10 protein-coding genes and 1 tRNA gene are annotated in these 12,900 nt (G+C 62.3%); 7 read left to right on the top strand and 4 right to left on the bottom strand.

Going from position 1 to position 12,900, the window contains the following annotated elements:
- Nucleotides 1-32 precede the first annotated feature (32 nt).
- From yajC to queA, 3 genes are all read right to left on the bottom strand, one after another.
- The gene (gene yajC, locus QQF40_RS13385) at nt 33-368 is read right to left on the bottom strand and encodes a preprotein translocase subunit YajC (protein WP_153636512.1); all 336 of its coding nucleotides are present in this window, start codon (nt 366-368) and stop codon (nt 33-35) included.
- Nucleotides 369-498: 130 nt separating this feature from the next.
- Nucleotides 499-1,617: a tRNA guanosine(34) transglycosylase Tgt gene (tgt, locus tag QQF40_RS13390; RefSeq protein WP_502871435.1), complete on the bottom strand. Its 1,119-nt coding sequence runs from the start codon at nt 1,615-1,617 to the stop codon at nt 499-501.
- A 179-nt stretch (nt 1,618-1,796) separates the two neighbouring features.
- Nucleotides 1,797-2,828 carry a tRNA preQ1(34) S-adenosylmethionine ribosyltransferase-isomerase QueA gene (gene queA / locus QQF40_RS13395; protein WP_107336757.1) on the bottom strand — a complete coding sequence of 344 codons (1,032 nt, stop codon included), beginning with the start codon at nt 2,826-2,828 and terminating at the stop codon, nt 1,797-1,799.
- A 408-nt stretch (nt 2,829-3,236) separates the two neighbouring features.
- Here queA and QQF40_RS13400 point away from each other — a divergent pair.
- A tRNA-Leu gene (locus QQF40_RS13400) sits at nt 3,237-3,322 on the top strand.
- A gap of 1,296 nt (nt 3,323-4,618) precedes the next feature.
- Complete coding sequence (locus QQF40_RS13405) at nt 4,619-5,230, top strand: LysE family translocator (protein WP_175089309.1); 612 nt, start codon at nt 4,619-4,621, stop codon at nt 5,228-5,230.
- Between the two features lie 148 nt (nt 5,231-5,378).
- On the opposite strand, the gene QQF40_RS13410 is transcribed toward QQF40_RS13405, so the two are convergent.
- A complete protein-coding gene (locus QQF40_RS13410) occupies nt 5,379-5,930 on the bottom strand; it encodes a copper chaperone PCu(A)C (RefSeq protein WP_175089204.1) in 552 nt (183 codons plus the stop codon).
- Between the two features lie 359 nt (nt 5,931-6,289).
- Between QQF40_RS13410 and QQF40_RS13415 the strand changes: the two genes are divergently transcribed.
- The 5 genes from QQF40_RS13415 to QQF40_RS13435 all read left to right on the top strand — a co-directional run.
- Nucleotides 6,290-6,802 (top strand): NUDIX hydrolase, encoded by a 513-nt coding sequence (locus QQF40_RS13415; protein ID WP_282627739.1) that lies wholly within the window; start codon nt 6,290-6,292, stop codon nt 6,800-6,802.
- A 118-nt stretch (nt 6,803-6,920) separates the two neighbouring features.
- On the top strand, nt 6,921-7,850 hold the full coding sequence (locus QQF40_RS13420) for an AAA family ATPase (protein ID WP_175089205.1): 930 nt from the start codon (nt 6,921-6,923) through the stop codon (nt 7,848-7,850).
- On the top strand, nt 7,847-8,866 hold the full coding sequence (locus QQF40_RS13425) for a DUF58 domain-containing protein (protein WP_285461623.1): 1,020 nt from the start codon (nt 7,847-7,849) through the stop codon (nt 8,864-8,866). Before QQF40_RS13420 ends, QQF40_RS13425 begins: the two co-directional genes overlap by 4 nt.
- Nucleotides 8,863-11,019, top strand: a complete 2,157-nt coding sequence (locus QQF40_RS13430) for a transglutaminase TgpA family protein (RefSeq protein ID WP_285461624.1) — start codon at nt 8,863-8,865, stop codon at nt 11,017-11,019. Before QQF40_RS13425 ends, QQF40_RS13430 begins: the two co-directional genes overlap by 4 nt.
- 216 nt (nt 11,020-11,235) lie before the next feature.
- A partial coding sequence (locus QQF40_RS13435) for a retention module-containing protein (RefSeq protein WP_285461625.1) occupies nt 11,236-12,900 on the top strand: 1,665 nt, incomplete at its 3' end.

The following is a 12,900-nucleotide window of genomic DNA, read 5'->3' on the forward strand; positions in this document are numbered from 1 at the left end:
GCTGCCGGCACAGGGGCCGGCAGCAGGAGGGATCAGATGGACTTGATGGTGCCCTTCGGCAGGACTGCAGCCACGGCAGACTTCTGCACGTTGACTTCGTTGCCTTCGTTCAGCTCCATGGTGATGAACTGCTCGCTGACCTTGGTGATGCGGCCAACCAGGCCACCACCGATGACGACTTCGTCACCCTTGGCCAGATTGCTGATCAGATTCTTGTGTTCCTTGGCGCGCTTGGACTGCGGACGCCAGAGCAGGAAATAGAAAATGACCACGAAGCCGACCAGCATGACGATCTGGCCGATGGCGCCGCCGCCGGCGACAGCCGCTTCGGCTTCCGCGTGTGCGGCAGGAATCAGGAATTCCAGCATGTGTATCTCCAGAGGTTGCGAGTGAACTGTTGTTATGCAATGAGCGTGATTCAGGCTCTTCTTCACGTCTGGCTCGAGTCGAATATCAAGACGACCGGAGGATTTGGCCCCCGGTCGTCATTCGCCTCGATCAGTCGGCCAGCGGCGGCACCGGCAGGCCGCGCGCGGCATAGAACTGTTCCACGAAGTCCTGCAATGTACCCGCTTCAATTGCACCGCGCAAACCAGCCATCACGGTCTGGTAGTAGCGCAGATTGTGGATGGTGTTGAGCATCGAGCCGAGCATTTCTCCACAGCGATCAAGGTGATGCAGATAACCGCGCGAGAAATTGGTGCAGGTGTAGCAATCGCACTCCGGGTCCAGCGGTGAGGTGTCATGCTTGTGGACGGCGTTGCGGATCTTGACGGTGCCCGTCGGCGTGAACAGGTGGCCGTTGCGCGCGTTGCGGGTCGGCATCACGCAATCGAACATGTCGACGCCACGCCGCACGCCCTCGACCAGGTCTTCCGGCTTGCCGACGCCCATCAGATAGCGCGGCTTGTCCTCCGGCATCCACTCGGGAAGGTAGTCGAGGACCTTGATCATCTCGTCCTTGGGCTCGCCCACGGACAGGCCGCCGATGGCGTAGCCGTCGAAGTCGATCTTCTTGAGGCCCTCGAGGGACTTCTCGCGCAGGTCCGGATACATGCCGCCCTGGATGATGCCGAACAGCGCCGACGGCGAGTCGCCATGCGCGTCGTAGGAGCGCTGTGCCCAGCGCAGGGACATCTCCATCGACTTGCGCGCTTCATCATGGGTGGCCGGATACGGCGTGCACTCATCGAAGATCATCACGATGTCGGAGCCCAGCGAGCGCTGCACCGCCATCGATTCTTCCGGGCCCATGAAGACCTTGGAGCCATCGACCGGTGAGCGGAAGTGAACGCCCTGTTCGGTGATCTTGCGCGTCTTGCCCAGCGAGAAGACCTGGAAGCCGCCGGAATCGGTCAGGATCGGCTTGTCCCACTGCGCGAACTCATGCAGATCGCCATGCGCTTCGATGACTTCCGTGCCCGGGCGCAGCCACAGGTGGAAGGTGTTGCCGAGGATGATCTCGGCGCCGATGTCCTTGATGGACTCCGGCGTCATGCCCTTGACGGTGCCGTAGGTGCCCACCGGCATGAAGGCCGGAGTCTCCACGGTGCCGCGCGGGAAGGTCATGCGGCCACGACGTGCACGGCCATCGGTCGCGAGCTTTTCAAAGCTCATGAAGCATTCTTTACGCATGGTGCTCTCTTTGCTTGGCGGCGAAACAGGCCGCAGCTGGTGTGTCGATGCCACTATGTCATCAAGCCACTAAGTCGCTATGCCGCAGCATAGCGCGGGGCGCGTTAACTGCGCATGACACGGCCCTCGGCGAATGCCGGGGCCATGTCGGAAGAGGGGATTCAGGCGCGTTCCAGCAGCATGGCATCGCCATAGCTGAAGAACTGGTAGCGCTCTTCCACCGCCGCCTGATAGGCCGCCATGGTGTGCTCGTAGCCGGCGAAGGCCGAAACCAGCATCAGCAGGGTCGATTCCGGCAGATGGAAGTTGGTGATCAACAGATCCACCACCTGCCACTCGTAGCCCGGGTAGATGAAGATGTCGGTGTCGCCGGAGTAGGGGGCCAGCTCACCAGCGTGGGCCTTGGCGGCGCTCTCGAGGCAGCGCACGCTGGTGGTGCCGACGGCGACCACGCGGCGGCCGGCAGCGCGGGCGCGGGCGATCTTGTCGCAGGCTTCCTGACCGACCTCGATCCACTCGCTGTGCATGTGGTGCTCGAGAATGCTGTCGACGCGTACCGGCTGGAAGGTGCCGGCGCCCACATGCAGGGTGACGAAGGCGGTCTCGATGCCTTTCTCGGCCATGGCGGCCATGATCGGCTCATCGAAGTGCAGGCCAGCTGTCGGGGCGGCCACGGCGCCATCGCGCTTGGCATAGACCGTCTGATAGCGCTCGCGATCCGACAGCTCGTCATCCCGAGTGATATAAGGCGGCAGCGGCATGTGGCCGTGCTGGTTGAGCAGCTCGATCATCGGCGTCTCGCCGTGGAAGCGCAGCTCGAACAGTGCCTCCTGACGGCCTTCGACCACGGCCGTGATGCCGCCTTCGAAGATCAGCTCGGTCCCCGGTTTGGGCGACTTGCTGGAGCGGATGTGCGCCAGGCCACGATGGGCGTCCAGCGGGCGCTCCAGCAGCATCTCGATCTTGCCGCCGGAGGCTTTCTGACCATGCAGGCGCGCGGGGATCACGCGGGTGTCGTTGAAGACCACGACATCGCCGGGTTCCAGCTGCTCGAGCAGATCCGGGAAGCGGCGGTGCACGATCTCGCCGCTCTTGCCATCCAGATGCAGCAGACGGCAATCGCTGCGCTGCTCTGACGGATAGCGGGCAATCAGCTCATCCGGCAGACTGAAATCGTAATCGCTGCGCTGCATCGGGCGCGCGTCATTAGGTGTGGCAACGCCCGAGGCATCACCGGAATCGATACGTGACATGGCCAACCTGACACTCTGATAGCACGAGGCGCGTGGTGCGCTCCGTGGCATGCGTACATGCACAATGGGGAGATGCCGCCCGTGAGACACTGGCGCTTTCGTCGCGAGTGCATGACTCCCTGTCTGCGGGTGGGGCAGTCAGTTGCGACACTCTCGAGGCCTTGGCTGTCTGGGCAGACGAAAAAGGCCGCTCATGATACCCAATGCCATCGTCCACGCGAAGACCCGTTTGCGGGCGGCATGTCTCAGCCCACTGCGGCGTGGGGTGTGAGGAAGCGCTCCATGTGACTGATCTGACGCCAAAACTCGTTGACCTTGGCGCAATGTCCCGTATAATTTCGCTCCGTTGCCGGTGTGGCGGAATTGGTAGACGCAGCGGATTCAAAATCCGCCGCTTAATAGGCGTGTCGGTTCGAGTCCGACCACCGGCACCAGAATTGAAAAAGTCGCTTTCGAGCGGCTTTTTGCGTTTCTGGCTCCCACCGATTCATCTTCCTTGTGGTTCTTCGCTTTCTGTCTGTCTCCCCCTGATCCGAATGCCCGTCCTTGCTTATCTCTTCACGCTTCGCCTGTCATGGCGCTGGCGATGGCAGCTGCTTGTCTTTGCTCTGTACGTGATGGCAGAGGCCCAGACACAGGAAAGCCCCGAACGAATGTCGGGGCTTTCCTGTGTCTCGTGTATCCGGACGGCGGCTCACGCCTGATGTGGAGCGCTCTTTACGCGTCGATAGATGTTGTTGCGGGCGAGAGAGGGATCGAGGAGTGCGATGCGGTGTTCTGGATCATGCCGGGCAACACAGTGCGGCTTGAGCTTTCCCTTCCATGTCTCCTCTCCTTCTCAGCAATTGACTGAATCTGGTGAGGTGCAGCGTAGTGGTCTCTTTCCTTGAGTTCGCAAACCTGCCAGCCATCAAGGCCCGGGAATCAATCGCTCAGACTCATGGATCTTGCTGGCCGGGGAGTGAAGCTTCCCATGCTTGCGCGTCATCCTCTGACAGGGCCTGTCCCTGGCTGCACTTCCTGTGCACTTGGCCCGTCACTACGCTGAACCTGCCGCTCTTCCTGAGCAGCGATCGGGCGCTACTGACCCGCAAGAATTTTGTACACCTTTCAGAAACTGACTGAATTCGGTGTCATTCAGCGTAGTGTTCTCTTTCCCTGAGCTCGCAGGCTTGCCAGTCATGAAGATTCGTAAACCTACCCGCTCAGGCTTACGAATCTTCCTGGCCGGGAGCGAAGTCCCAAGCTTGCGCGTCATCCTTTGACAGGGCCTGTCACTACGCTGAACCTGCCGCTCTTCCTGAGCAGCGGTACAAACGTTACTTGTTATCATGAACTTGTACAACTCCCAATCTGTTGCACAAGTTTTCAGATGTGTAAAATTCTGTACTTTATTATATTCTCATATAAATCCATGCACGACGGCCGCCTTCGAGGGCGGGCTGACCAGTTCGTGTGACACCCGTCGTGAGGGGCATGTCCAGGTCGTTCATACGGCCTGCTGCCCCATCATCATGGCGCTTGATACACTCGACCGCGTCTACCCGAAGACTTGGTGGGAGTTGTATGCGTCCGATGCTCGTATCCCGTCAGCAACGCAGGATGGGTAGAGCGGGCCACACCGCGAGCGCCAGGTTACTGTCAGGTGATACCTTCAGGTGTTTGCCCGTGGTCGGCGTTGTGTCGCTTTCATCAATTGTCTGGAACATGGAATGACCTTCATGCATTGGATGCCGCTGAATCTGTGGTTGTCACTGGTTGCGCTATGCGCGATGGGGGCGATGTCGCCCGGGCCGAGTCTGGCGATGGTACTGCGCCATACCCTGGGTGGCGGCAGGAGTGCGGGGGTTGCCGCCGGTATCAGTCATGCGCTGGGAGTCGGGTTGTACGCTGCGCTGACTGCCTGGGGGCTCGGCGCCTTGATCGTTCATTATCCGGGCGTCTTCCAGGCGATCATGCTGCTGGGGGCAGCCTATCTGGCCTGGTTGGGGATCAAGGCGCTGCGGGCGGGCCGAGGCGGAGCGCTGGAGGCGCAGGCCGTCACCACGTCCCGCTCCATGGCGATTCGCGATGGTTTCATGGTGGCGCTGGCCAACCCCAAGTTGATTCTGTTCTTCGTGGCGCTGCTCAGTCAGTTGATCACGCCGGAGATGAGCGAGTTGGGCAAGTGGCTGGTCGTCGTGACGGCCATGGGCATCGACGGGCTCTGGTATGTGCTGGTGGCACTGGTGCTGTCGCACTCGCGGGTGCTGCCCTGGTTGCAGGCGCGCGCGGTGTGGATCAATCGTCTGACGGGCGTGGTGTTGCTGGGGCTGGCGTTGCGGGTGGTCTGGGGGCTTTGAGACAGCCTGTCAGCCCGGTGAGGATCTGGCGCTTCTTGAGAAAACGGCCCTGGCACCTTGTGTCAGGGCCGTTTTGCATGCGCGTTTCGCGGGTTGGGGCGCTTGTAGATAGAGGGGTTTGTCTATAGAGGCGTATGCACCGATGGCGTTACTCACTGAGCGACATCATCTCGGCGTAGTCCTTGATCGAGACCTCAAGGCTCGTGTCAGGTCTCGCCAGGAAATGCAGCGTCAGCGGCAGCTTGTCGCCTGCAGTGAGTGGCTGCGTCAGCCCGATCAGCATCAGATGGGGGCCGCTGCCGGGAGCCATCGTCAGCGGCGCGTCAGAGGAAATCGCCAGTTGCTCGATTCTGTGCATCTGCATGCGCTCTTGCGTGACTTGCATGCTGTGCAATTCGACCGTGGCGGCCATCGGCGTGCTCGCGCCTGTCAGCACGGTATCGCCCTTTGTGATCGAGAGTGTCAGGTAGACGGCCCCGGTCGTGGCACCCGGTGGCGTCGGTAGCGCGAAGGCTTGCTCGACATGGGGAGCGGCGGACGGGGTCTCCTGCGCTGAGGCGTGAACGGTGGCAAAGGAGAGCAGGGTCAGCGTCGCCAGCCATCTGCTGGCGGTAGTGGCGATGGTGCGAAGGGCGGTCAGGCCAGCCGATATCTGTCCGGCGCGTCGCGGCGCGCCATGTCCCTTATGAGGTTGCCTCATGCCGTGCGCATCTCCTGTTTCGGCGTGTAAAGAGAATGACCCTGGGGCCGGTCCATGATGCCAGCGTGGTGTTTTCTGACGTCGATGGCCTCTAGTGTAGAGGCTAGTGTAGAGGCTAGTGCAGAGGCTGGCGCAGAGGCTGGTGCAGAGGCTGGTGCAGAGGGTTCTGTTTTAGGTGGTTTGCCCGAATGCGAGCGTCACCTGTTGCCCGGGTGTGAAGGCAGGTGTCCGGGTCGCAGTTGAAGGCAGCTTCGTTGCATTCTGCTACCGTGGGACGCATTGGTCGATGCCATCTGGCGGTGTTGGTCGTCGCGGGTGGCTATCGAAGTGACTCAAGGACAGGCAAGGAACAGGGAACGGTGATCCAGGACGAAATCATTCAGCTGGTCGATGCACAGAATCGCCCTTGTGGCACGGCACCGCGTCGCTTGATGCGACGCTACCGCTATTGGCATCGTGCGACCTATGCCTTCGTGCTCAATGGCCGCGGTGAGCTGTGCATCCAGAAGCGTACCCTGAGCAAGGAAGTGTTCCCTGGCTATTTCGACCTCGCCAGTGGAGGGGTTGTCGGGGCTGGTGAAGCCGTGCAGGTGGCTGCCCGTCGCGAGCTGGAGGAAGAGATAGGCGTGCGCGGTGCGCCGCTCAAGCATTGTTTCGACTTCTGCTACACCGACGCGACTAACCATGTCTTCGGCAGTACATATCTGGTGCATTACGATGGCCCGTTGACGCTGCAGGCGGAAGAAGTGGCAGATGCCTTCTGGGTCACGCCTGCCGATGCGCTTGCGTTGCATCCTTCAACGCCTGATAGCCGTATGGCCCTTGAGCGCCTGATTCATGAAGGCTTTCTGAGTGAGAGCCTGAGCCGATGATCTCCGCTTTTCCTTGTCGAGCCTGCGCAGCAACGCCGCTGCCCCTACGTCATCTGGCGTGTGCTGCCCATCTTGATGGCCGCCTCTCCTCCTCCCCACTTTGTTCTGGAGTCTTTGCATGAATGCCAAGGTATCGCCACAGCAGCTGGAAGAGGTGGAAGCCGCATTGTCGACGGTGCTGGCGGGCAAGCCGCGCCAGATCCGTCTGGCGCTCTGTTGTCTACTGTGTCGTGGTCATGTCCTGATCGAGGATTTGCCCGGGCTGGGCAAGACGACCCTCGCCCAGGGGCTGGCGCGTCTGATCGGAGCAGATATGCAGCGGGTGCAGTTCACCAGTGATCTGTTGCCCGCAGACATACTCGGCGTGTCGGTATTCGACCCGCGTGAGGGCAACTTCCGTTTTCACCCCGGCCCGGTGTTCCACTCGCTGGTGCTGGCGGATGAGATCAACCGTGCCACGCCCAAGACGCAGAGCGCGTTGCTGGAGGCGATGGAAGAGCGTCAGGTGACGGTGGAGGGCGAGACCCGTCGCCTGCCAGAACCGTTCTTCGTGATCGCGACCCAGAATCCGCTCCAGCAATCCGGTACCTTCCCGCTGCCGGAGTCCCAGCTGGACCGCTTCCTGATGCGGCTGTCATTGGGCTACCCGGAGCCCGCTGCCGAGCGCGAGATTCTCAAGGGCAATGCCGGGCGTCAGCATATCGAGGCGCTGCGACCCTTGTTGCCTGTCTCGGTGCTCAATGAGTGGCAGGCAGCCGTGGACCGTGTACGGCTGTCTGACCCGCTGCTGGATTATCTGCAGGCGCTGGTGGCGGCGACGCGCAGCTCGCCGGAAGTGGCCTATGGTCTCTCGACGCGCGGGGTGCTGGCGCTGGCCAGTGCTGCGCGTGGCTGGGCACTGCTGGCAGGACGTGACTATGTGCTGCCGGAGGATGTGCAAGCGGTCTGGGCGCCCGTCGTGGGGCACCGCCTCAGCGAAGGCAGTGTTGCTGAGGGTGAGGCCGTGGCGCGCCATCTGCTCGGGCAGGTGGCGGTGGTGCCTGCATGACCCAGGTGGCGAAGCCCGGCGCATGGACGCGCGTGAAAGCCCGCCTGCTGCGCAAGATGTCGATTGGCGGAGGCGAGGCGCTTCATCACGCGCGCTTGATGATCTTGCCGACGCCCTTCGGGCTGTTCTGGGCGGTGCTGGTAATCCTGCTGCTGCTGTTGGGTATCAATTACGAGAACTCGCTGGCGCATGGCCTGTCCTTCTGGTTGTTCGCCGTGGCAGTGGTCAGCATCTTTCGCAGCTGGCGCAATCTGGCGGGCGTGCGAGTGCAGTTGATCGCCGATGGCGAGGCGTTTGCAGGCAATACGTTGCGCGTCATGGTGCGCCTCACCGGACGGGTTCGCTCACATGCCATTGATGTGCGACTGGGAGAGGCGTGCCAGCGACTCGAGATCCATGACGGCGAAGGCAGCGCGCCGCTGGAGCTGGCAGCCTTTCAGCGTGGCCAGTTCTCATTGCCGACACTGACGCTGGAGTCGCGCTGGCCATTGGGACTGGTGCGCCTGTGGGCCTGGGTCGCGATCGACACGCCGGTCCTCGTCTATCCACAACCGGAGCTTCCCTCCATCCCGCAGGGCAGTCGTCGTACGCTCGAACAGATAGAGCAGGGCGATTTCGCCGGGCTGCGCCGCTATGTACCGGGTGATGCGCCAGCGCATATCGCCTGGAAGCACTGGGGGCGCAGCGGAGAGCTGGTCACCAAGCGCTTCGAGACGCCTGCGCGTCCCTCGCTGTGGCTGGATTACGAGGCCTGTCGTGGCGACATGGAGCAGCGGCTATCGGAGCTGACGGCGCGCGTGCTGGAGGCGGAAGGCGCCCAGGCGACCTATGGTCTGCGGCTGCCGGGCCAGACATTGGCCATCGCCAGTGGCGGGGCGCATCGCCGTCGAGTGCTTGAGGCGCTGGCGCTGTTCGGCGGCGAGCGAAAGTTGCCTTGGTCCGCCCAGCTGGCGGCCAGTGAGGCCGCCGAGCGAGCCGGCGCGAGTCGTCCCTTGAGTCAGGAGGGCAGCGCATGAGCCTGTCGACAGCCAAGGCTTCCCCGGGACGCGCCTCCTTGGGCCGCTCCTCAAAGGACGAGCTTTCCCGTGGCGCATCTTCTACTTCCTCCAGCGCCAGACGACGCTGGTGGCAGCGCAAATCGCTGACGCCTGATCAGGCGCTGGGCTGGCTTGAGCTGCGCCATCTGTTCATCGGCCAGTGTCTGGTGCTGGCGCTGCATGTGCTGTGGATGCCGGTGTGGCTTGCCTTGCCGGCCTTGCTGGCGGCGTTGTGGCGCTTTCAGCAACTCCGGGCGCGAGTTCCGCGCGCTGGCATCCTGTTGCGACTGGCGGCGGTGGCCATGGTCGCGGCGGGCCTGTTTCTCGAATACGGCCAGATGCTGCGCCTGGAGGCGATGATCGGGCTGCTGGTCGGCATCTATCTGCTCAAGCTGCTGGAGACGGACAGTCTGCGGGACGGTCGAGTGGTCTGCGGGCTGGGTTTCGTGGTGCTGGCGGCAGCCTTCCTGCACGACCAGGGGCCCTTGATGGCGGCGGCCTCGGTCATGGCTGCGGCGTGGCTGGTCGGCGGGCTGGTATTGATCGCCGGTGCACGCGAGCGTCGTGAGGCCATGCGGGAGACGGCCTGGCTGATGGGGCTGTCCCTGCCGCTGATGCTGGGCTTGTTCGTGCTCTTTCCTCGCTTGCCGCCGCTGTGGAACGTGCCGCAGCTCAACGAGGCCACCACGGGGCTTACCGACAGTGTCTCTCCCGGCGATATCGCCGCTCTGGGTCGCAGTGACGCCCTGGCGTTTCGGGCGCGTTTCGACAACGGACTGCCTGCGGCCTCCCAGCGCTACTGGCGTGTGTATACCCTGAGCCTGTTTGATGGCGTGCGCTGGTCGCGTGCCACGCCGGAGCGTCTTCAGGAAGCGCTGGGCGGGCCGACCGAGCGCTACGTTCAGCGCGGGACGCGCAGGGAAGGGGAGACCGCACGTCATCGCTATGAGCTGCTGCTGGAGCCGGACCCGCGCCCCTGGCGGCCGAGTCTCGGTGCGCCATTGACGACCAGTCGTGAGGCCCGCTACCTGATTGACGGCACCCTTGAAGGGCTGGCGTCGCTCAATACCCGCGAGTTGCTGGAGATGTCTTCCACCGGCGCGCCGCCGACAGCGGCCCCGCAATGGATGCAGCGCCTTGATCAACTGTTGCCCGATGATGGCAACCCGCGTGCCCGTGAGTTTGCTCGCGATCTGATGCGGGAGTCGGGGGGAAACCCTCAGATCTTCCTGCAACGCCTTTTCCAGTATTTCAATCGCCAGCCTTTCCACTACACCTTGACGCCACCGCGTCTCGAGGGGCTCGGCCGTGTCGATGATTTCCTGTTCGACAGCTTGCAGGGCTATTGCACCCATTACGCCTCTACCAGCGTTTTTCTGGCGCGCGCTGCCGGACTGCCGGCGCGTATGGTCGTGGGTTACCTGGGCGGCGAGGCACAAGGCGATGGCATCGGTGGGCCGCAGGAATTGAGCATTCGCCAATATGACGCTCACGCCTGGGTCGAGGTGTTCCATGCCGGCCGCTGGCATCGATTTGATCCCACCGCGGCGGTGGCTCCCGAGCGGATCTCGCAGGGGGCGCTGAGCCTGCAGGGGCAGCCGGGCTTCATGGCCGATGCTGGTTTGCGCGCCTTCACGCTGAATAATTCATTGCTCAGTGATCTGAGACGGCAGTGGGAGCGTTTCGAATATCGCTGGCAACGCAGTGTGGTGGGGTTCCGTCTCGATGATCAGCGTAATCTCTGGAAGCGACTGTTTGGTGACTTCCGCTGGGAGTGGCTTGTCTGGGGTGTGCTCGGGCTGCTGGCCTGTGTGGTGCTGGCAGGCGTGGCACTGGTGCTGTGGTCAGGTCGTGAGGTGTCAGCGCACGCAGGTGTGCGGGCCTACCGCAGGTTGGTGAAGCGGCTGGAGCGTACGGGCCATGGCCCCCATGTGGGCGAGGCGCCCGGCAGTCACTTGCGCCGTATTGCCCAGCAGCAACCGCAAAATGTAAAAGCATTGTTACATTTGGCAGATTTGATTGAACAATGGCTTTACAACGATGCTACGGTATTAGCGAGCCCTCATGATCAATCACCACCCTTGCGTAGTATCCGGCGCCAGTGGTCTGCTCAGTCTCGCAAGATTCACTAAAGTGGAATGACGACTTTTATGAGAGTGAGTAACTGATTGATAAAGGTTTTTTGTGATTAGAGGTCTCACTCTCATAGCGCTATGGCACTACTGAAAATTGCTAGGTTGCAGTAAGTGATGTTGTGTATCAAAATGTAACTATCCATTCTTGTCGATCATGCCATTGCCCCCTTCGCAGCATGATGCAGCACCTTTCCCCAGCAGGAGTATATCCCCATGGTCCAGGTCATCCGCACAGAAGGCACAGTACTTGTTGTTTCCTCCACCAGCGAGGCGCAGCGTGTCGTCAATGGAATGACGCTTGAACCGACAGCCACTCTGGTCGCACCGCAGGGCGCGATCGTGGTGCTGGAAGACGGCACCCAGCTTGTGGTGCCGCAGGGGGCACCGATCGGCGTTGAGGTGTTGCTGGCCGAGTCGCGTGGGGAAGCGCCTGTTGACCCGACAGTGGAAGCGTTGCGCGAAGCGATCGCTCGTGGCGAAGACCCGACCGCGATTCAGGAAGCTCCCGCAGCTGGTGAGAATGGCGGTGCGCCAGGCAGCAGTCGTAGTGGTTTCCTGGATGCCTCTGGGGTGGGGCGCGAAGGGCGTGTCGAACGGACCTCCTATGAATATGAGGGCGGCTTTACCGACCCGGAATTCAATGATGAGGATGAAGATGGTCTGGGGCTGGATCTTGATCCGACACTGCCGACAGAGGTCGTGCTGTCCTTGTCGGTCGATGCCCCGGCACTGACCTCCGACACCACGCCCACCATCGTCGGTACCACCGATGCCGAAGACGGCAGCACCGTCACCCTGGTCATCACTGACAGCGACGGCAACGAGCAGACCGTCACCGCGACCGTCGAGAACGGCACCTATAGCGTCGACGCCGAGACCCCGCTGAGCGAAGGCGAGTACAGCGTCGAAGCCTCGGTCACCGACCCGGCTGGCAACACTGCGACCAGCAATGACGTGGGCGAGATCGACGCCAGCGCGCCGGCGCTGACTGTCGATGCTCCCGCGCTGACCTCCGATACCACACCGACCATCGTCGGTACCACCGATGCCGACGATGGCAGCACTGTCACCCTGGTGATCACCGACAGCGATGGCAACGAGCAGACCGTCACCGCCACCGTCGAGAACGGCACCTACAGTGTCGACGCCGAGACGCCGCTGAGCGAAGGCGAGTACAGCGTCGAGGCCTCGGTCTCCGATCCGGCTGGCAACACTGCGACCAGCAATGATGTAGGCGAGATCGACGCCAGCGCGCCGGCGCTGACCGTCGATGCTCCCGCACTGACCTCCGACACCACGCCCACCATCGTCGGTACCACCGATGCCGACGATGGCAGCACCGTCACGCTGGTCATCACCGATAGTGACGGCAACGAACAGACCGTCACCGCCACCGTCGAGAATGGCACCTACAGTGTCGACGCCGAGACACCGCTGAGCGAAGGCGAGTACAGCGTCGAGGCCTCGGTCACCGATCCGGCTGGCAACACTGCGACCAGCAATGACGTGGGCGCGTTGATTGGCGGCGATTCTGGAGAGGTAGCGGAGGATGGCGTTACCGAAGCTTCCGGCGCGCTTGTCGATGTCGAAAGTACTGATGTTGTCGCTGGCACTCAAAGCGATGATTACGGCACTTTTAGCGTCAACGAGGCAGGGGAGTGGACCTACACCCTCGACAACGACGCCGCCGAGACCCAGGCGCTGGCCGCCGGCGAGACCGTTACCGAGACCTACACCGTCGAACTCAGCGATGGCTCGACCACCACGGTCGACATCCTGATCACCGGCGTGGACGACGGCGCCGTGATCTCCGATGACAGCGGCGAAGTCACCGAAGACACCACCCTGGAAGCGACTGGCACCCTGACCGCCACCGAC

The sequence above is a fragment of the Cobetia sp. LC6 genome (genome assembly GCF_030264805.1).
Taxonomy (GTDB): Bacteria; Pseudomonadota; Gammaproteobacteria; order Pseudomonadales; family Halomonadaceae; genus Cobetia.

Coding starts and splice junctions, on each gene's coding strand:
- tgt (WP_502871435.1), bottom strand. CDS start 1,617: ATGAGCTTTGAAAAGCTCGCGACCGATGGCCGTGCACGTCGTGGCCGC.
- yajC (WP_153636512.1), bottom strand. CDS start 368: ATGCTGGAATTCCTGATTCCTGCCGCACACGCGGAAGCCGAAGCGGCT.
- QQF40_RS13410 (WP_175089204.1), bottom strand. CDS start 5,930: ATGAGGCAACCTCATAAGGGACATGGCGCGCCGCGACGCGCCGGACAG.
- QQF40_RS13420 (WP_175089205.1), top strand. CDS start 6,921: ATGAATGCCAAGGTATCGCCACAGCAGCTGGAAGAGGTGGAAGCCGCA.
- queA (WP_107336757.1), bottom strand. CDS start 2,828: ATGCAGCGCAGCGATTACGATTTCAGTCTGCCGGATGAGCTGATTGCC.
- QQF40_RS13405 (WP_175089309.1), top strand. CDS start 4,619: ATGCCGCTGAATCTGTGGTTGTCACTGGTTGCGCTATGCGCGATGGGG.
- QQF40_RS13425 (WP_285461623.1), top strand. CDS start 7,847: ATGACCCAGGTGGCGAAGCCCGGCGCATGGACGCGCGTGAAAGCCCGC.
- QQF40_RS13430 (WP_285461624.1), top strand. CDS start 8,863: ATGAGCCTGTCGACAGCCAAGGCTTCCCCGGGACGCGCCTCCTTGGGC.